The sequence below is a fragment of the Caballeronia arvi genome, assembly GCF_001544695.2.
Taxonomy (GTDB): Bacteria; Pseudomonadota; Gammaproteobacteria; order Burkholderiales; family Burkholderiaceae; genus Caballeronia; species Caballeronia arvi.
Map to the genome: position 1 here is coordinate 157,459 of NZ_FCOM02000003.1, position 19,167 is coordinate 176,625.

At 63.7% G+C, this 19,167-nt stretch carries 17 protein-coding genes; 9 read left to right on the forward strand and 8 right to left on the reverse strand.

Features of this window, described 5'->3' with window-relative positions; all coding sequences use genetic code 11:
- Positions 1–42 precede the first annotated feature (42 nt).
- Both AWB74_RS05465 and AWB74_RS05470 read right to left on the reverse strand, forming a co-directional pair.
- Positions 43–807: a 2-keto-4-pentenoate hydratase gene (locus AWB74_RS05465; RefSeq protein WP_061145751.1), complete on the reverse strand. Its 765-nt coding sequence runs from the start codon at positions 805–807 to the stop codon at positions 43–45.
- Complete coding sequence (locus AWB74_RS05470; protein WP_061145752.1) at positions 804–2,024, reverse strand: pyridoxal-phosphate-dependent aminotransferase family protein; 1,221 nt, start codon at positions 2,022–2,024, stop codon at positions 804–806. The genes AWB74_RS05465 and AWB74_RS05470 overlap by 4 nt, the downstream gene beginning before the upstream one ends.
- Positions 2,025–2,187: 163 nt before the next feature.
- Between AWB74_RS05470 and AWB74_RS05475 the strand changes: the two genes are divergently transcribed.
- Positions 2,188–2,943 (forward strand): GntR family transcriptional regulator, encoded by a 756-nt coding sequence (locus tag AWB74_RS05475; RefSeq protein ID WP_061145753.1) that lies wholly within the window; start codon positions 2,188–2,190, stop codon positions 2,941–2,943.
- 65 nt (positions 2,944–3,008) lie between these two features.
- The gene (locus AWB74_RS05480; protein ID WP_061145754.1) at positions 3,009–3,371 is read left to right on the forward strand and encodes a hypothetical protein; all 363 of its coding nucleotides are present in this window, start codon (positions 3,009–3,011) and stop codon (positions 3,369–3,371) included.
- Positions 3,372–3,387: 16 nt separating this feature from the next.
- On the opposite strand, the gene AWB74_RS46845 is transcribed toward AWB74_RS05480, so the two are convergent.
- A complete protein-coding gene (locus AWB74_RS46845) occupies positions 3,388–3,555 on the reverse strand; it encodes a hypothetical protein (protein ID WP_200821925.1) in 168 nt (55 codons plus the stop codon).
- A gap of 148 nt (positions 3,556–3,703) precedes the next feature.
- Here AWB74_RS46845 and AWB74_RS05485 point away from each other — a divergent pair, with 148 nt between their 5' ends.
- Together AWB74_RS05485 and AWB74_RS05490 are read left to right on the forward strand one after the other, a co-directional pair.
- Positions 3,704–4,627 carry a DNA-3-methyladenine glycosylase family protein gene (locus AWB74_RS05485; RefSeq protein ID WP_061145755.1) on the forward strand — a complete coding sequence of 308 codons (924 nt, stop codon included), beginning with the start codon at positions 3,704–3,706 and terminating at the stop codon, positions 4,625–4,627.
- 181 nt (positions 4,628–4,808) lie between these two features.
- The gene (locus AWB74_RS05490; protein ID WP_061145908.1) at positions 4,809–6,788 is read left to right on the forward strand and encodes an MFS transporter; all 1,980 of its coding nucleotides are present in this window, start codon (positions 4,809–4,811) and stop codon (positions 6,786–6,788) included.
- Between the two features lie 6 nt (positions 6,789–6,794).
- On the opposite strand, the gene AWB74_RS05495 is transcribed toward AWB74_RS05490, so the two are convergent.
- A complete protein-coding gene (locus tag AWB74_RS05495; protein ID WP_061145756.1) occupies positions 6,795–7,943 on the reverse strand; it encodes a peptidyl-alpha-hydroxyglycine alpha-amidating lyase family protein in 1,149 nt (382 codons plus the stop codon).
- Positions 7,944–8,084: 141 nt separating this feature from the next.
- On the opposite strand from AWB74_RS05495, the gene AWB74_RS05500 reads away from it, so the two are divergent.
- Together AWB74_RS05500 and AWB74_RS05505 are read left to right on the forward strand one after the other, a co-directional pair.
- On the forward strand, positions 8,085–8,501 hold the full coding sequence (locus tag AWB74_RS05500; protein ID WP_061145757.1) for a hypothetical protein: 417 nt from the start codon (positions 8,085–8,087) through the stop codon (positions 8,499–8,501).
- 57 nt (positions 8,502–8,558) lie between these two features.
- Positions 8,559–9,098: a TetR/AcrR family transcriptional regulator gene (locus tag AWB74_RS05505; RefSeq protein ID WP_061145909.1), complete on the forward strand. Its 540-nt coding sequence runs from the start codon at positions 8,559–8,561 to the stop codon at positions 9,096–9,098.
- Between the two features lies 1 nt (position 9,099).
- Here AWB74_RS05505 and AWB74_RS05510 read toward each other — a convergent pair whose 3' ends face one another.
- Positions 9,100–10,053 (reverse strand): D-2-hydroxyacid dehydrogenase family protein, encoded by a 954-nt coding sequence (locus AWB74_RS05510; RefSeq protein ID WP_061145758.1) that lies wholly within the window; start codon positions 10,051–10,053, stop codon positions 9,100–9,102.
- A 249-nt stretch (positions 10,054–10,302) separates the two neighbouring features.
- Between AWB74_RS05510 and AWB74_RS05515 the strand changes: the two genes are divergently transcribed.
- The 3 genes from AWB74_RS05515 to AWB74_RS05525 all read left to right on the forward strand — a co-directional run bounded on the left by AWB74_RS05515 (position 10,303) and on the right by AWB74_RS05525 (position 14,498).
- Positions 10,303–11,403 (forward strand): hypothetical protein, encoded by a 1,101-nt coding sequence (locus tag AWB74_RS05515; RefSeq protein WP_061145759.1) that lies wholly within the window; start codon positions 10,303–10,305, stop codon positions 11,401–11,403.
- Positions 11,404–11,574: 171 nt separating this feature from the next.
- On the forward strand, positions 11,575–12,915 hold the full coding sequence (locus tag AWB74_RS05520; protein ID WP_407642403.1) for a TAXI family TRAP transporter solute-binding subunit: 1,341 nt from the start codon (positions 11,575–11,577) through the stop codon (positions 12,913–12,915).
- Between the two features lie 29 nt (positions 12,916–12,944).
- Positions 12,945–14,498 (forward strand): phospholipase D family protein, encoded by a 1,554-nt coding sequence (locus AWB74_RS05525; protein WP_061145761.1) that lies wholly within the window; start codon positions 12,945–12,947, stop codon positions 14,496–14,498.
- A 30-nt stretch (positions 14,499–14,528) separates the two neighbouring features.
- Here the strand turns inward: AWB74_RS05525 and AWB74_RS05530 are convergent, their stop codons facing one another.
- From AWB74_RS05530 to AWB74_RS05540, 3 genes are all read right to left on the reverse strand, one after another.
- Positions 14,529–15,506, reverse strand: coding sequence for an aldo/keto reductase (locus tag AWB74_RS05530; RefSeq protein WP_061145762.1), 978 nt, complete (start codon positions 15,504–15,506; stop codon positions 14,529–14,531).
- A 98-nt stretch (positions 15,507–15,604) separates the two neighbouring features.
- On the reverse strand, positions 15,605–16,501 hold the full coding sequence (locus AWB74_RS05535) for a transglutaminase family protein (protein WP_061145763.1): 897 nt from the start codon (positions 16,499–16,501) through the stop codon (positions 15,605–15,607).
- A 10-nt stretch (positions 16,502–16,511) separates the two neighbouring features.
- On the reverse strand, positions 16,512–19,136 hold the full coding sequence (locus tag AWB74_RS05540; RefSeq protein ID WP_061145764.1) for a circularly permuted type 2 ATP-grasp protein: 2,625 nt from the start codon (positions 19,134–19,136) through the stop codon (positions 16,512–16,514).
- Between the last annotated feature and the right edge of the window lie 31 nt (positions 19,137–19,167).

Sequence of the window (19,167 nt, forward strand, 5' to 3'; positions counted from 1 at the left end):
GTCCTGCGGTCCTGGCCTTATGAATGCGTTATGCGTTATGCGTTATGCGTTATGCAATTCGACGGCAGGCAAGCCCTCGATGACGCCGATCGCCGTGCCGGGCGCAGCAGGAAACGCGAGGCCGGTGTATGAGCCAGCCGTGACCACGGTGCCGCGTTCGACGGCGAGTCCGCGCGAGACGCTGTGATTCACCGTCCACGCGAGCAGGCGGCGCGGATCGCCGGCAGGGTTCGCGGGATCGCCCTGGAAGAGCGGCGCGCCGTCGAACGTGAAGGTCATCGCAGGCGACACGAACGGAAAAGCCGCGTCGTACGGCACGCCCGCGCCGACGATCAGCGCGCCGTGGTTCTGCAGGTCCGCGAGCTGCCAGGGCTTCTCGACATCCGGCCACGCCGCGAAACGGCTCGCCACCACTTCGATCGACGCATGCACCGACTCGATCGCGGCCAGCACGTCTTCATCGCGATACGGTCCGCTGCCGGGCTCGAAACGACGGCCGAGTCTGAACGCCACTTCGAGTTCCAACCCCGCCTTGCCGAATGCATGCAAAGCGAGACGCGCGCCGGTTTTATGCATGCCATCGCCGGGAAGCGGTGCGCCCTGAATTGGGCCATCGGGCGACTTGGCGCCGACTTTCCATCCGCCGATGTCCGCGCGCAGCAATCGCAATGTCGCTTCCTGCGCGGCGTAGGCTTGGGTCGCATCGATCGGGCGCGCGTCGTCGGGCAAGGCGTCGAGCTTCGCGCGATGCGCGCGCGCCTCGACGAAAAGCCCTGCGAGCGCGTTGGCGTCGAATGCGGCGCTCATGCCGCCGCCTTCAGCGCGGGCTTCGCAACATGGCTCGTCAGATAGTCCATCGCCGCCGCCACACCGCTGCCCTTCAGTTCGATGCCCGCGAGCTTCAGGCCCATTTCGCAACCGGTGAGCGCGGCCATCAGCGTGAGATCGTTGCAATCGCCCAGATGTCCGATGCGGAACATGCGGCCCTTCATCTTGCCGAGCCCTGTGCCGAGCGACATGTCGAAGTGTTCGTAGATGAGCTTGCGCACGGCATCGGCATCGACGCCTTCGGGCGTCATCACCCCCGTGAGCACCGGCGAATAGACGGACGGGTCCGCACATTGAATCTCGAGTCCCCACGCATTGACCGCCGCGCGGCACGCCGCCGCGAGCCGCAAATGGCGCGCGAACACGTTGTCGAGCCCTTCGCCTAGAATCATGTCGAGCGCTTCCGACAGCCCGTAAAGCAGGTTCGTATTCGGCGTATAAGGCCAGTAGCCCTGCTTGTTCATTTCGATGATGTCGGCCCAGTCCCAGAACGCGCGCGGCAGCCTTGCATGTTTCGATGCCTCGCGCGCCTTCTCCGATACCGCGTTGAAGCTGATCCCCGGCGGTAGCATCAAGCCCTTCTGCGAGCCGGAAACAGTCACGTCGACGCCCCATTCATCATGCCGATAGTCGGCGGATGCAAGACCCGAAATCGTGTCGACCATCAGCAGCGCGGGATGCGCCGCGGCGTCGATGGCGCGTCGCACCGCGGCGATATCCGAAGTCACGCCCGTCGACGTTTCGTTATGCACGACGCACACGGCCTTGATCGTGTGCTGCGTGTCGTCGCGAAGGCGCTTCTCGATCATGTCGGCCTGCACGCCGCGCCGCCATCCTTCGATGCCGGGCAAACCCAGAAACTCGGGCTTCAGACCGAGGTTCTCCGCCATCTTCTTCCACAGCGTCGAGAAGTGGCCGGTCTCGTACATCAGCACCGTGTCGCCGGGACTCAAGGTGTTGCAGAGCGCCGCCTCCCATGCACCCGTTCCCGATGCCGGATAGATCACCACCGGCTGACTGGTCTTGAAGATCTTCTTGATGCCGTCGAGCACTTTCAGGCCCAGCGCGCCGAACTCCGGGCCGCGATGATCGATCGTCGGATAACTCATCGCCCGCAGGATCCGATCGGGCACCGGGCTCGGCCCCGGGATCTGTAGGAAGTGACGGCCAGCCGGATGAGAGTCGAGCTTCAGCATAGGTTCGCGTCCTCTAAAATGTAATTTTGCATGCAAAATACAATAACGCAGCAAACCGGACGCGTCTAGGAATACATAGTCCGAATGGCCTAGGGATAACCCGCTGGCGGTTTTTTCCGCTGACGCTGGGCTAAAATTGCCGAATACGAGTTCGAGGTATTGAATGCAAAATCCCGATTTGCCAGAAACGCACGTTTCGTCCGCGCTGCCGAAGCTGGAGCGGCTGCGGCTACACGACACCGTCGTCGATCATTTGCGCGGCTTCATCGTCGAAGGCTTGCTCGCGCCCGGCGTGAAGCTCAACGAGCGCAAGCTGTGCGAGACGCTCGGCATTTCACGTACGCCGCTGCGCGAGGCGCTGAAAGTGCTGGCCGCCGAAGGCCTGATCGATATTTCGCCGAACCGTGGCGCGTCGGTATCGCAGATGAGCGAGTTCGAAATCCGCGAGATGTTCGAACTGATGAGCGGGCTCGAAGCGTTCTCCGGCGAACTCGCGTGCGAGCGCATCACGCCGCTCGAGATCGCCGAGATCAAGGCGCTGCATTACGCGATGCTCGCGTGTCGCGCGCAGAACGACCTTTCCGGCTACTACAGCCGCAATCAGGCCATTCACGACAAGATCAACGAGGCCGCGCGCAATACGGCGCTGCGCCAGACCTACGTGTCGATCAACCGGCGTCTGATGGCGCTGCGCTTCCGCTCGAACTTTCAGACGCCGAAGTGGGACAGCGCCATTCGCGATCACGAAGAGATGATCGAGGCGCTCGAGAACCGGGATGCCAGGCGTATGGGCGACATCCTGCGCAAGCACTTGCTCTCCAAGCGCGATGCGGTGCTCGCCGAGCGCACTCTATCGACGGTGAAGTCCGACACGCCAAAAAAGCGCGCGGCGAACAAGTCGTCACGGGATGAGCGCTAGCGAATAGAACGCTCGCTCATTTCCTCCGAAAGTAGGGCCGTCAGAGCCTTCGATCGGGGGACACCATGAACAGGATTCGAAGGATAGGCATTGCGCTCGGCGCGGTGCTCGTCATCGCGGGCTTTTCTTTCTATCACTCGCCGGACTTCGATACTTCGCAGGCCGCAATGGACCGCGCGACCGTCGATTGCCTTGCGCGCGGACTGACGCACGACGAGAAGGCCCGCATCGCCCGTCTCACCGCGGTGCATGACCGCGAGAGCATCGATCCCGTCTACGCCGATTTACTCGCGCGCTGCGTCGTGCGCTCCGATCAATGGGACCGCAGCCCGCAACTGGTCACGAGCGCGCGCCACCTGCTTTCGCAGGACCCCGAGTTCAAACGCTTGCTCAACGCGCGCTCGATGGAGCTGGCGCAACGTCCCTGATCCGGGCGCGCGTCGCTCAAGCCTTGAGTCCGCTTCCCCCGCCGAGCCGAACCTGGCTGCGCGTGTTTGCCACATGCGCGCTCAACACGGCGAATTCATGCTGCGTATAGCGCGTGACCGGCGCGACGGCCGCCAGCGCGGCGACGATGACGATGGCGACGATGCTGATCGAGAAGGCGTTCATATCCGGCTCCTTGTGATATTGACTATCGATGCAGCTGGTTGCCTGCTGCCGATGTGAGGCATTGTGGCCGCCGAGACTTAGCCGGGAATGAGCGCCTGCCGGAGTAAGATCGGCATGCATTCGACCATCGCGCAAATCGGCATTCAAAATGCATTCGACATTCGACACATCGACCGCCACGCTCGAGCTTCCCTTCCGGCGGCCTTTCGACTGGACGCGCATGCTCAAATTCATCGGCGGGCGCGCATCGGCGGGCGTCGAGTCGGTCGATGACGGGGTGTACCGGCGCGCCATCGAATGGCGCGGTGCGGACGGCACCGTCGAAGTCCGGCCGCATGAGCGCAGGCATCGCATCGTCGTGAGCGTCGAGGGCGCCGTGGCGCGCCATGCGGACGAACTCGCCGCGCCGATCGCGCGCATGTTCGACCTGCACGCCGATCCGCGCGAGATCGCCCGCTGCCTCGCCGGCGACCCGGTGCTCGCGCCGCTCGTGGAAGCCGCGCCCGGCCTGCGCGTGCCGGGCGCGTGGTCCGGATTCGAACTCGTGGTGCGGACCATCGTCGGGCAGCAGGTGAGCGTGAAAGGCGCGTCGACGATCATGAACCGCATCGTGCAGCGCGCGGGCAGAAGAATCGAAGGGCATCCGCACGAAGGCACCGCGTGGCGCTTTCCGACGCCCGCCGAACTCGCCGCCGCCGATCTGGAGAAAATCGGCATGCCGACGAAGCGCATCGAGACCGTGCAGCGCTTCGCACAGGCCGTCGCGACGGGCGCGCTGCCGCTCGACGAACCCGGCGCCGATCCCGAGTTCGTCAAACGCGAGATGCTCGCGATGCCGGGCATCGGACCGTGGACCGTCGGTTATGTCGCGATGCGCGCCCTGCGCGATCCCGACGCGTGGCCCGACGCCGATCTCGTCCTCATGCAATCGATAGCGCGGCGCGACCCGTCGCTCGCCAAGCCCGCCCAGCAGCGCGCCCGCACCGAGCGCTGGCGTCCGTGGCGCGCCTATGCGGCCATGCACCTGTGGAACGGCGTGGCGATGGAAACCGGGCTCGCGCGCGGCGGCTGATATTGCATGCATTCGACCGCGCGTGCATCTTGCGTGCAACATCACGCATGCAAAATGCCATCGGCACATGCTGAACGCTTTCAGACGATCATTTCGATTCACCGCTCCAAAAATGAACTAATCTGCATCGAGCGGCTGCGTATAAGCTGATGCAGGAGACATGAAGAAGCGGGAGACGCTCATGAACGCATCATCCCCCGACGCGCAAGCAGCACCCGCGCCCGATGTGCCGATCGCGCCACGCGTGCAGAAGATCGTCGTCGCGATACATGGCATCGGCAATCAGTTGCATAGCGACACGGTTCGGTCGGTGGCGAGCCAGTTCGGTGCGCGCTACGACCCGCCGTTGCCGGTCATGCCGCTCGGGTATTTCGATATCGCGGGCGTCGGCGAAGTGGACGTGCGTCAACTCGATCTGCCACCGGGCGGCCCCTACACGCCGGAACAGCGCGAGTTCTATTCCGCGCTCGGATTCGCCGAAGTGTATTGGGCCGACATTCCGCGCGAAGTCGTGAAGCAGGACGACACGCTCGAAGAAAGCAAGGCGTGGGGCCTTTCGATCGTGAGCCGCGCGCAGGCGGCATACATGCTCAATGTCGACGAACGCAAGCTCGAGCCCGACGATTTCTCGCTGGCGTCCGGTGTCGTCGAGGAGGTCGTCGAGACCGTGGCAGTGATGCAAAGCCTGCTCGCGGTTGCGGAAAAAGCCGGCATCTTCAAGTTCGATCTCGCGCCGATGCTGCGCGACTATGTCGGCGACGTGCAGCTCGTCGCGGATTTCAAGCAGCATCGCGACACGATCGTATTCCGCTTTCATCGCGTGATGGAGCGGCTCGTCGCACTCGTCACCGCGCGCTGCCAGTGTGCGCCCGAGGTGTATATCGTCGCGCACAGCGAAGGCACCGTGATCAGTTTTCTCGGCATTTTGCAGGCCCTTTCCACGCCGACGGTGCACGACCCGAAAGACAGCAACGACGTCATCAGCACGGACTGGGTGCAAAGCTTGCGCGGCTTCATGACCATCGGCTCGCCGATCGACAAGCACATCCTGTTGTGGCCGAAGCTCTGGGAAGGCATGGCGCTCAAAAGCGAAATGCAAGGCGACGCAGTCACGCAAGTCGAACGTCCCGGCGGCCCGATGACGCTGCCCTCGCGTATCCGGTGGCGCAACTATTACGACTATGGCGACCCCGTGGGCTTCGCGCTCGATACGGCGCGTGCCTATCTCGATCATCGCGGCTGCCGTGCGTTCGAATTCGAGCCGTCGCATGACATCGGCTTCGCGCGCTACTGGCTGCCGGGCAAGGCGCACACCGACTATTGGACCGATCACGAAGTTTTCGGTCACTTCATCGAGAACGTCGTGTTCGGCGGAAACACCGCGAAAGTCCCGCAAAACAGGCGTTTTCGCAGCATCATCAGCACGGCGATTCCCTATCTGCTGAGCTTCGCGCTGCATCTGCTCGCGGTGTTCTTCATCTACAAGGCCGTCACGGCGTCGTCCGATTCCGGCGCGGGCGCAGCGAGCACCACGCCCGAGTTCATCTATCTCACGCGCTCGGTATTCGCGCTGGCCTGCCTGTTGATGGGCACGACGGTCGCAGCGCGCCTTCCGCGTCTCGTGAAAGCGCGCGGCGCAAAGCGCACGAGTGCGTGGCTGCGCTGGCGCATCGTCGCGCTGCTCGCGTTCGTCGCGGGTGCAGCGATCTTCTGGTTCGTGTTGATCAGCGGCGTGGCGGCATTTCTTGCGAGCCCGTTTGCGGATCTGCTGCATCGCGATGTCGCCGATCCCGTCGTCGGCAAGGCGGTCTTCGTGCTGGCCGGGCTCGTATGCGCGATAAGCGGCTGGCTCGCGCCACGCAAGCCGCGTATCGGCCGGCGTGTGCTCGTCACACTCGGCGCGCTGATGATGGCGCTGATCGTCGGTGTGCGGCTCTGGGGCGATCTCGCGGGCAAGCCGCTATGGCCCGTCGTGCTCGGCGGCGCGTTCTTTCTGTATGCGTGGTGGCTCGCGATTCTGATCTTCGATCTCGCGTTCGTATGGCATCGCTATGTGCGCAATTCGGTCGCACTCGATACGCTTCGCTCGTGGCGCGAGAATCGTTGCGATGCGCAGCCCAGGCCGATCATGTCAAGGCAGGCGAATGCCGCGCGCAAGTGATGCGGATCACGCATGCAGCACGAGCTTTTGCACGCGCCAGTTCAGCAGCTCGGCAACGTACAGCGTATTCTCGGCCGGACACGCCATTTCATGAATCCATCCGAACTGCTTCAACTGCTTGCCGGAGCGGCCGAGCACGCCCAGCAGCTTGCCATCGAGCGATAACTTGTAGATGCGTCCGGGAAACGCGTCGGAGCAATACAAGACCTGATTCGGTCCCGGCGATATGCAAATGGCCCACGGCGAACCCGGCGCAAAGGTGCCCGCGGCAATCGCCGCTTCATCGGGCATATTGCCGATAGCCGGACGTGCATCGGGCGGCACGGGTACGTCGATCGTGAATTGACGCTGGAAATTGCCTTCGCCATCGAAAACCTGAATGCGGCGATTGCTGCGATCGGCGACATAGACCATGCCGTTTGCATCGACGGCAATGCTGTGCGGCGTATGAAACTGCCCCGGCCCCTTGCCGCGCTCGCCCCATGACTTCAGCCAGTTGCCGTCGCGGTCGACCTTCGCGACGCGCGAGTTGATATAGCCGTCGCTGATATAGGTATTGCCCTCCGCATCCCACGCGACATCGGTCACCTGACGAAAGCGCCCCGGCTCGGAAGGCAATGGCGGATTCGGATGCTTGAGCGGCGCGGTCTCTTCGTCCGATGCTTCCTGCTTGCGGCCGAACACCATCGCAACGCGCCCTTCCGGCGTGAACTTGATGATCATGTCCGAGCCTTTATCCGTGACCCAGACGTTGTCCTGCCGGTCCACCTTCACCGTATGCGCGAACGACCACGCATAAAGGTTATGCCCGATCTCGCGCACGAAACGCCCATTGCGATCGAATTCGAGCAATTGGGCCGCGGCCGCGCCATAGGCGGGACCGGTCGTATTGCCGCGCGAAAGCACGAAGATATGCCCCGCCGAATTGAGCGCGACGCCGGAGCATTCGCCGAAGTACACGTCGCGCGGCAGGCGCACCGGATCGGGAACGGAATCGTAGGGAATGGGCGGCACGTCGCTGTCGGCATACGCGAGCTGCGGAAAGAGCGCGAGTGCGGCGGCGCCCTGGCCCGCGAGCGCGAGAAAAGCGCGCCGGCTTGCACTGCCCGGCGCAGTGTCGCAACATGGGCAGTACATCGAATGTCGAAGACTCATCGTTACCCTCTCTCTTGTTCGTCGCCTGCAATGATGAACGTCGATGGCCGGCCTGCTTCGCGATGCGAGAGGAAGTGTAGTGCATGAATCGCCCGATACGCACGCCCGTGTTTTCATCGCTTTCAAAGCTGAAAGGACATCATGAACGAATCGTGGCAATACCAGGTTCGAATCCGGCTCGCGCCCGACCATGCGGCATTGGCGCGTCGCGACCCGTCGAACGAAAAGCTCGCGGCGATCAACGCGCTGCTCATCAGGCACGATGCACTGATGAAATGCCAGTACGACGCGTTCGCCGATTACGTGGCGCAAGCGGAGCGCGAAGGCGTCGAGCACTATCCGCTTTATCAATGGACGCGCGAAACCATCGAAAATCCCGCGAAAAAAGCCAAATATCTCGAAGCGTTCACGCTCTATGTGCACGGCGATGAAGTCTATGACAAGGCGCTGGCCGATGCACTCGAAGCCGATCTCCGTTTGCTCGGACACGATGCGATTCTGGATATCCGCAAGCTCGACACAAACCCCGCGCATAACCCGCAACCGCCTTCAGGTTGACGCGATGCATGGCGCAGGCTATGGTTGGTAAATCAACCAAATAACGGATTGCGTCTCGTGCAGGATCGTCGACAGACCATACTCGAAGCCGCGCTCGATACATTGCGTGAAGAAGGGTATTCGGGCTTTACACAACCGCGCGTGGCGGCGCGCGCGGGCGTGCGCCAAAGCCACCTGACCTATTATTTCCCGACGCGTCTCGCCTTGATCGAAGCCGTTGCGCGCGCCGCGATCGATGGCCAGCTCGCCGCCGTCGATGCCTTCGCAGGCGAAGCGTCACCCAAGGTCACGGCTGCATCCATCGCCAACGTCGCAATGCGCCACGAAAACACGCGCGTGCTGATGGCGCTCGCGCAAGCCGCCGACGAAGAGCCGACCATTCGCAACCTCTTTCGCGAACTGGCCGAGGGCGTCGCGGTACGCATCACGCGCATGCTCGAAGCAATGGGCCTCGTCGTCACGAAGGAACATGTCGCGATGGTGCACGCGCTCGTCGTGGGGCTCGCGGTCATGGATCTCGCCATGGGACGTTCGGACGGCAAGCGCCGTGCGAGCACGGCCATCGAAACGCTCTTTTCATTGCTGCCGCCGAAGTGACTCAGGCTTTGCGCGCATCCAGCCATTCGACGATATTGCGCACCGTATCGCCATAAAACGTGCGATACAACTCCTCCGACACATAACCGATATGCGGCGTCGCTAGCACGTTCGGCAGCGAGCGCAGCGGATCGTTGGCGGCGAGCGGTTCTTCGTCGTACACGTCGATGGCCGCGCCCGCGAGCTTGCCCGAGCGCAACGCATCGACGAGCGCAGCGCTGTCGACGAGAGGCCCGCGCGATGTGTTCACGAGACGGCTCGTCGGCTTCATCTGCGCGAGTTCGTTCGCACCGACGAGATGATGCGTGCGCTCACTCAGGCGTAAGTGAATCGAGAGCACGTCGGAGGTCTTGAAGAGCGTGTCTTTATCGACGAGCTCCACGCCCTTTTCTTCCGCACGCTCGCGTGTGAGGTTCTGGCTCCACGCGATCACGTTCATGCGAAACGCGCGGCCGATCACGCCAACCGCCGATCCCACGCGTCCGAGACCGAGCAGCCCGAGCGTCTTGCCGGCCAGTTCCGAACCGAGCGCGGTCTGCCAGCCGCCGTCTCTGAGCGAGCGGTTTTCGGCGGGAACGTGGCGCATCATCGCGAGAATCAGCGCCCACGTGAACTCGATCGTCGGCGTGGACTGGTAGCCCGTGTGCCGCACTTCGACGCCGCGTGCGGCTGCCGCATCGAGATCGATCGATGCATTGGCCGCGCCCGTCGACGCGATCAGCTTGAGGTTCGGCAGGCTCTCGATGATGTCGCGTGAGAACGGCGTGCGCTCGCGCATCGCGCAGACGATATCGAACGGGCGCAGGCGTTCGAGCAACGCGTCGCGGCCGGCGACGTGATCGTTGAACACGGTGATGTCGGCGCGCCCGGCAAGCGGCGACCAGTCGGCCATCGAAAGCGCGACGTTCTGATAGTCGTCGAGGACGGCGACTTTGATCGGAGTGGATGTGGGCATTGGTGATGTCGTTTGTTGTGACGAATGGATCGGGCCGAAGCCATGAGTGTGACGCAATGCGCCGATTCATGTCGCGCAGGTCCGCAGGAGGTCATCTCGATCTCCCGCAACGCCTTGTGCAGCAAGGCCAAACGGGCGTGACATGACTTGAAATAAGTTGCCGCGGGACTTCGCCCGGACGTTTATTTATAGTCACTTCCGTCGCCACTCGAAACGCAACGTGGCCTAAGGAACCGAGAAGGACATCCCGTGAAAAACGAATCGACTTTCGCTTCAAACGTCCGCGTTGCGTCTTCCTCCGACGCGGCTTCCGGCAAGCGCCGCACGCGTCATCTGCTCGTGATCGCAGCGGCGGCTGCCCTCACGCTCTGCAGCAGTTCCGCGTTCGCCGGCTGGGCGCGCGGCGGCACGGCCTACACGGGCCGCGGCGAATACCAGGGCGCGCACGTCGGCTCGTGCGGCGGCGGCAGCTGCTCGCATGCGGGCGGCGTCGAAAATCCCTGGGGCCGCGTCGCCACCAACTCGGGCACCGTGACGCGCACCTCCCCGGGTCAGTTCTCCAACTCCGGCACGGCCTACGGCCCGAACGGCCGCTCCGTGCAGCATGCGGGCGACACGAGCTGCGCAGGCGGCAGCTGCTCGCACACCGGCAGTGCGACCGGCCCGAACGGCAAGACCGCGACCGGCAGCGATACCGTGACGCGCACGGCACCCGGCCAATACAACTCGTCGGGTTCGGTGACGGGGCCGAACGGCAACACGTCGACGCACTCGGCATCGACGAATTGCGGCGGCTACACCTGCAACCGCTCCGGCACGGTGAACACGGCGAACGGCGGCACCGTGGCGCATTCGGGCAGCGCGACGAGCGTGGCGCCGGGCGTCGTCACTACGTCGGGCACCGCGACGGTCAGCAACGGCTCGCACAGCACGACGGTCGTCGGCGGCGGCAGCACGGTGACATCGAGCACGACGGTCGCGGTCGCGACGGCGCCGGTCGTCACGGGTACGACGGTGATCGCGGCGCCTGTGATCGTGCCGCCGCCCCCGCCGCCTTCGACGACCGTGGTGGTCGCTCCGCCGCCGGCTCCGTCGACGGTCGTGGTCACGCCGCCCCCGCCCTCGTCGACGGTCGTCGTGACGCCGCCCCCGCCGGCGCCCGCGAAGACGGTCTATGTCGCGCCGGTGCCCGCCAAGACCGTGTATGTCGCGCCGAAGCCGCCTGTGAAGACCGTGTACGTCGCGCCGCCCCCGCCGCCCGTCAAGACCGTCTACGTCGTGCCGCGTCGCGCGATCTGGGTTCCGGGTCACTTCGTCGGCGCAGTGTGGGTGCCCGCGCACTGGATCTGAACGCGCATCATCGGAACCGAAAGGCCGGCCGCATGCGCTCCGGCCTTGTCGTTTCATCGGCATACGGCGTTACACTGCAAGTCAACGCGGCTTCCGGCACAGGCACGACATGCTCCATGTCTTTCGCGACACGCAGGCAGTCAAGACCATCCGCTCATGACGAGGGACCGCATGAAGCGTCCGCATCTGCCTCGCGATCATGCCAAAGGCGTCCTGCACGACATCACGTGGACCGCCGGTCCTGTGGTGCTGATCATTGCGATCGTCGTCGCGCTCGTCTACTGGCTCGTCGATCCCGCGCCGCCCAGGACCATCACGATGAGCGCGGGACAGACCGACAGCTCGTTCTATGTGATCTCTCAGGAATACGCGAAGATCCTCGCGCGCAATGGCATCACGTTGAAGGTGCTGCCTTCCGATGGCTCGGTGCAGAACCTGGAACGCCTGCTCGATCCGAAACAGCATGTCGATCTCGCGCTCGTGCAGGGCGGCATCGCGACGAAGGAACAGGCGTCGCAACTGATGTCGCTCGGAAGCGTGTCGTATGTGCCGCTCGTCGTGTTCTATCGCGGCAAGGCGCTCACGCTGCTGTCGCAACTCGAAGGCAAGCGCATCGCGATAGGCCGCGAGGGCAGCGGCACGCGCATGCTGTCGTTGAAGCTACTGGCGGCGAACGGCATCTATCCGGGCAATGAAACGCAACTGCTTCCGACCGATGGCCTGCAAGCCGCGACCCAGCTCGTCAGCAACGAAGCCGATGCCGTGTTTCTGTCCGGCGATTCGGCCACGCGCGGCCTGATGCTGCGCCTGCTGCGCGTGCCCGGCATCTCGGCGATGGACTTCAAGGAGGCGCAAGCCTACACGCGCCTTTTCCCGTATCTCGACGAGATCGAGTTGCCGCCCGGCGTGCTCGATCTAGGCCGGCGCATTCCGCCGGAGACGGTGCATCTGATCAGCCCGACGGTCGAGCTGGTCGCGCGGCCGAGCCTGCATCCGGCGCTGTCCGATCTGCTCATCGAGGCCGCGCAGGAAGTGCACGGCACGGCCGGCCTGCTGCAACGCGCGGGACAGTTTCCGACGCCTGTCGCGCACGAGTTTCCGATCAGCGAAGACGCGAGCCGTTATTACCGCTCGGGCAAGAGCTTCCTGTATCGCATGCTGCCGTTCTGGCTTGCGAACATCGCGGATCGTGCGCTCTTGCTGCTGCTGCCCGTCGCGGTGCTGATCTTTCCGGCGCTGCGTGTCGTGCCCGCGATGTATCGATGGCGCGTGCGCTCGCGCATCTATCGCTATTACGGCGCGCTCATCGCGGTGGAACGCAGCGCCATGCGCGTCACGAACGAAGAGGAGCGGCGCGCGCTGCTCGTCGAGCTCGACTACATCGAAGAATCGCTCGACACGCTCAGGCTTCCGCTCGCCCATGCCGATGCGCTCTACGTCCTGCGTGAACACGTCAGTTTCGTGCGGGCGCGCTTGCGTGAAGGCTCGCGTCGCGAGAAGAGCATGGCTTAGCGCCGCACGTGCTGCACGGAGGGCACACGATGAAACTTCGTAGCTGGTTCATTGCATTCACGCTGCTGATGACGGCTTGCGCGAGCCTGCCCCCGCAAAGCGGACGCATAGAGACTCACGCCCTGCCCGATACCGCGAGCACGCGCCTCGGCATGATGTTCTCGTCGAGCGAAGCCGCGCATCCCGGCGACAACGCGTTTCACTTGCTCGTCGACGGCACGGACGCGCTCGTCGCACGTGTGATCCTGAGCGAGCGCGCGGAACGCACGCTCGATCTCCAGTACTACATCTGGCATAGCGATCTGACAGGCCGCGAAATGGCCGCATCGATCATGCGTGCCGCCGATCGCGGCGTGCGCGTGCGTCTCTTGCTAGACGATCTCGGCACCAATGCCGACGATCAGTTCCTGCTCGCGCTCGCATCGCATCCGAACGTGCAAGTGCGTCTCTTCAATCCGGTCGCGAGCCGCACGTTCAAGACACTCGGCTCCGCGGTCGAGTTCTTTCGCGTGAACCGGCGCATGCACAACAAGGCGTTCATCGCGGACAACGAGGCTGCGATTCTGGGCGGACGCAATATCGGCGACGAATACTTCGGCGCGTCGAGCACGGTCTCGTTCGGCGATCTCGATGTGCTCGTGCATGGGCCCGTGGTGCGCGAGGTATCTACCGCATTCGACTTGTACTGGAACTCGGATGCGGCGTATCCGATCGAGAATCTGATGGGACGTCATGCCGATCCCGACGCGCTCGCGGACTATCGCAAGAAGCTCGATGCGTACCTGTTGTCGGAGCAGCACTCGCCTTATGTCGCGCAAGTGCGCGAGCGCCTCGCCGATGTGATTCAGGCGCACGACACCGCATTCTCGTGGGGCAAGGCGACGCTCCTCTACGACGATCCCGCGAAGATCACGCGCGCGCCCGGCGACACCGAAGGGCATCTGATGTCGCAATTCAGGGCCCTGAATCTCGCGCCCGAGAAGGACATGCTGATCGTGTCGCCTTACTTCGTGCCGCGCAAGGAAGGCGTGCAATGGATGCGCTCGATGACATCGCGTGGTGTACGCGTCACCGTGCTCACCAATTCGCTCGCCGCCACGGATGTCGCTGCGGTGCATGCGGGCTATCAGCGCTATCGCAAGGATATGCTCGAAGCGGGGGTGATCCTGTATGAGCTGAAGCCCATTGCTTCGGCCGATGGCGACAAGACCACGAAGAAGTCGACGTTCGGATCATCGAAGGCGTCGCTGCATGCGAAGACTTATGTGTTCGATCGCAAGCGCATCTTCATCGGCTCGATGAATCTCGATCCGCGCTCGGTCGAGTTGAACACGGAGATCGGCGTGTATTGCGAGAGCGAGGCCGCGGCCGTGCAGGTGGCGGATGGCCTCGGGGCAAATCTCGATCGCATTGCGTGGCGTGTCGAACTGCGCGATGACGGCAATGGCCGCACGCGCATGGTGTGGATCGATACGGCCGCAAACGGCGACACGACCGTGCTCGACAAGGAGCCGGGCGTGTCGGCGCTCAAGCGCGCGGGCATCTGGATGCTCGGCCTTTTACCGATCGAATCGCAGTTGTGAGCCGCGCGCCTGCCTGCGTTCAATGCGGCATCACTTGAAACCCGAAACCGCATGCGGCACATACGGCGCTTCGAGCTGCGCGATCTCCTCCGCCGTGAGATTCAGCGAGAGCGCCGCGACCGCATCGCTCAGATGATTCGGCTTCGATGCACCGACGATCGGCGCAGTGACCGGCGCCTTCTGCGCGACCCACGCGAGCGCGACCTGTGCACGCGGCACGCCGCGCGCCTGCGCCACTGCGGCGACGGCTTCGACCACGGCGCGATCCGCGTCGTCGGTACGATACAGCGTGCTGCCGAAGGCGTCGGATTCCTGTCGCGCGCTCGTCGTATCCCAGTCGCGCGTGAGACGGCCGCGCGCGAGCGGGCTCCACGGCAGCATGCCGATGCGCTGATCCTTGCACAGCGGCATCATCTCGCGTTCTTCCTCGCGATACAGCAGATTCAGATGGTTCTGCATCGTCTTGAACTCGGTCCAGCCATTCGCGCGCGACGTGTAAAGCGCCTTGCTGAACTGCCACGCATACATCGACGATGCGCCGATATACCGCGCCTTGCCCGCCTTCACGACATCATGCAGCGCTTCGAGCGTTTCCTCGATCGGCGTTTTGTAATCCCAGCGATGAATCTGGTACAGATCGACGTAATCGGTGCCGAGACGCTTCAGGCTGTTATCGATTTCATTGAAGATCGCCTTGCGTGAGAGTCCCGCGCCGTTCGGGCCGGGACGCATGCGATTGAACACCTTCGTCGCGATCACGATGTCGTCGCGCTTCGTGAAATCGCGCAACGCACGGCCGACGATTTCCTCCGATGTGCCGTCTGAATAGGTGTTGGCCGTGTCGAAGAAATTGATCCCCGCTTCGAGCGCCTGCCTGATGAGCGGACGGCTCTTTTCCTCGTCGAGCGTCCAGGGATGCGTGCCGCGATCGGACGCGCCATAGGTCATGCAGCCAAGACACAAACGCGACACGTCGAGACCGGTCGAGCCGAGTTTCACGTAGTCCATCGGGTGGATCTCCTTGCAGAATGAAAGGGCATGCGCTCGCGCATGAGCGACCAAACCCTGAACATTAACGCAGGATCGCGCGGCGCGCTGTGTGACGTTCAAAGCGCCAGCACATTCACCGCCACATCCACATGATGCGCGCCACCCCCGAGAATCATCCCCCGCAACAATGACACATCGCTGTAATCGCGCCCCGTCGCGAGCGTCACGTGATCGAGATCGGCGAGCACGTCATTGGTCGGATCGAGATCGATCCATCCGCTTTGCGGGCAATGCACCGACACCCACGCATGCGATGCATCCGCGCCGATCAGACGCGCATGCCCCGGCGGCGGATCGTTGCGCAAATAGCCGCTCACATAACGCGCCGGCAATCCAAGCGCACGCAGACAACCGATCATCACCTGCGAGAAATCCTGACACACACCATGACGCAGATCGAACGCGCGCGACGCGGGCGTATCGAATGTGGTGGCCGAAGGCCGATATTCGAAGTCCGCGTGAATGCGATGCATCAGATCGATCGCGCCCGCAACGAGCGGCGCGCCGGCGTCGAAGCTCGACTGCGCATAGTCGCGCAAATCATGATCGAGCGAAACGTTGGGCGATGCATAACAAAACTCGCTTTCCGGATGAAACGATCCGCCCGCACGATAGCGCAGCCGTTGCGCGACTTCTTCCCAGGGCGGCGTCGCGCCGGCGTCGAGCGAACGCCAGCGCGGGGTCAGACGCACCGTGGTTTCGCTCGTCATCGAGAGGCGTTCATGCGGTGCATCGAGCGAAAAGTACAGCACGTCGTTGCCGAATGCATCGACTCGGCTATGCACATACGACGGCACCGGCTCGATGCGTTCCGTATGCGAGATCACCTGCTGCCACGGACAATGCAGCGGACGGATGGTCGCGAGATGCTGCGCTATCTCGACGGGCGTCGAATAGCGATACGTCGTGCGATGCGTGACCGCGAGCACGGTGTTGTTTGCACCCGTAATCATTTCGTCATCCTCATGACGTCACCTGCGCGGCCAGCGTGTTCGCATGGCTGAAATAGCGCGCGCTCACTTCGTTCGATGCCGCGCCGACCGTTGCGACGAGTCTGTCGCATAGCGCGATCAGCGCGTCGCAACGGCCATCTTCGCGTGTTTCACAAAGCGCGGTGAGGTCCGGCAACGCATCGGCGTGAACGAGCAGATCCGCGAAACGCATCGCTTGCGCGCGGCGCGCGCCGCCCGCTGCCGCCGCGATCTCGTCGAGTTTCGTGCGCAGTCGTGCGTACACGCCATAGAGTCCGCGCGGATTGGTTTGATCGACCACGATCAAATCGATCAGCGCGGGCACTTCGAGTCTGCCGGGATATAGCGACCGATATGTGAGCGTGCTGTCGAAGAGCTGCAATAACAAGTCGAAGGCCGCGGGCGATGCGAGCGTGCCGCGCTCCGCAACGACGCGCAGAAACGTCGCCATCGTCGAGACACGTTCGATATGCCGGCCGATGAACAGGAGCCGCCACGCTTCGTCGCGCGTCATGCGATCGCCCTGCGCGCCGCTGATCGCGCACAGTTGCGTCGCGAGATGTTCGAGCGCGCCCGCAAGCATCAGGCGATCGTAATCGCGGCCGATGCGGACCACGCCTTCCACTTCGGCATCGGCGAATGCGACGCGTGCGAGTGCATCGCGGAAGTCGTTGCGCGACGCGAGGATCGTGCGCCAGTGATCCGTCGACAGACGGTCGCGTATCTCGCCGCTTGCACGCGCCTGATCCGCGAGATTGCCGCCGATGCTCGTCGCCCAGCTCGATTCCGGCAGCCCCGCGACGAGCGCGCGCTCGAACGCTTGCGGCGTGGCGTTCGCGAGCTTGTCGGCCGATGGAATCAGTCCGCATTGCGATGCGAGTTCGGTGAGCGTCGGAAAGAGCGCCTCGGCGTCGCTGCCATCGAGCATGCCGAGCAGGAGTCGACACAAGCGCACGTTGTTTTCGGCGCGCTCTCCATAGCGTCCTGCCCAGAAGAGATTTTCTGCGGCGCGGCTCGATACGGTCCGATGCTTGCGCAAATCGCCGGGCTTCATCGGCGCAGGGCGCAACGATACGCCGGCCCCGGGCTGACTCGACATCACCCAGGTATCGACGCTGCTGCCGCCGAATTGCATCGACACCGTCGCTCGCTTGTCGGCTGCGAGCCGTGTGAAGCCGCCGGGCAGCACGCTCCAGCTTCCGTCGATGTTGGCGATCGCATACGCGCGCAACACGCAGGGACGCGAGCCGAGCGCACCGTCATGAAAACGCGGCGTCGTGGAAAAGGGCAGATTCTCCTGCACCGTGAAAACATCCGGCGCACGTTCGATGCGCTCACGCCATGCCGCGAGTTCCTGCACGCCCGCATCGATGCCCGGCGCCTGATCGGCTTGCGCGCCCGGCCATGTCGGCGCGATGAGCGCGCTGTCGAGACGCTCGAAGGCTTCGCGGCGCGCGGCTTCTTCGCCGCACCACCATGTCGGCACGGTCGGCAGTTCGAGCACTTCATCGAGCAATGTCTTTGCAAGGCCCGGCAAGAACGCATTGAGCGCGGGCGATTCGGTGAAGCCCGCGCCCGGCACGTTCGACACCATCACGTTGCCCGCGCGCATCACCTGCAGAAGACCCGGCACGCCGATGGTCGAATCAGCGCGCAATTCGACGGGATCGCAGAACGCATCGTCGAGACGCCGCAACACCGCATGCACGCGCGACAGGCCAGCCAATGTCTTCAGATAGAGCTTGTCGTGACGCACCGTGAGATCCTTGCCTTCGACGAGCGTCACGCCGAGATAGCGCGCAAGAAACACATGCTCGAACCACGTTTCGCTGAACGGGCCGGGACTCAGCAACGCGATATGCGGCGCATCGCCCGATGTATCGCTACGGCCGCCTTCGTCATCGCGCATCGTTTCACGCGCGCCTTGCGCGATGGTCGCGATGAGTTGCGAATAGATCGGCGCGAGACGGCTCACACGCATCGCGCGAAACGGATCGGAGAAAAGGCTCGCGACGATCAGGCGGTTTTCGAGCACATAGCCGAGCCCCGAAGGCACTTCCGTGCGATGCGCGATGACCGTCCATGCACCCGATGGCGCACGCGCGAGATCCACCGCGACGATCTGCAGGAAGCGGCCGAAGGCAGGCATGAAACCTTTCATCGCGCGCAGATAGCCGGGATGCCCGAACACAAGCGCGCTCGGCAACAGTCCGCGATGCAGCAGTGTCTGCGGACCATAGATGTCGGCGACGATCGCTTCCATCAGCCGCGCCCGCTGCGCGACGCCGCGCTCGATCACCGCCCACTCGTCTTCGTCGATGATGAGCGGCAGGAGATCGAGCGACCACGCACGCGGCTTGCCGTTATCGGCATAGACGTTGTACGTGATGTCGTTGTCGCGCACTTGCTGTGCGACGGCGGCCACGCCATCGCCAAGGCGCGCGATGCCCTGCTCGCCGAGCAGCTCGAAGAAGTGCCGCCAGGGCTCGCGCAACTGGCCCGATGGATCGCGCAGCTCGTCCCAATGTCCCTCGCGCGCCGGCAGCGTGCGCAGCAGAGCGAGCGCATCGATGCGTGCCGCCGCGATGTCGAAGGGCAAGGTCGATTGATAAGCCAAGGTCGTCCCGGTCTTTATTCGAATGATGTCT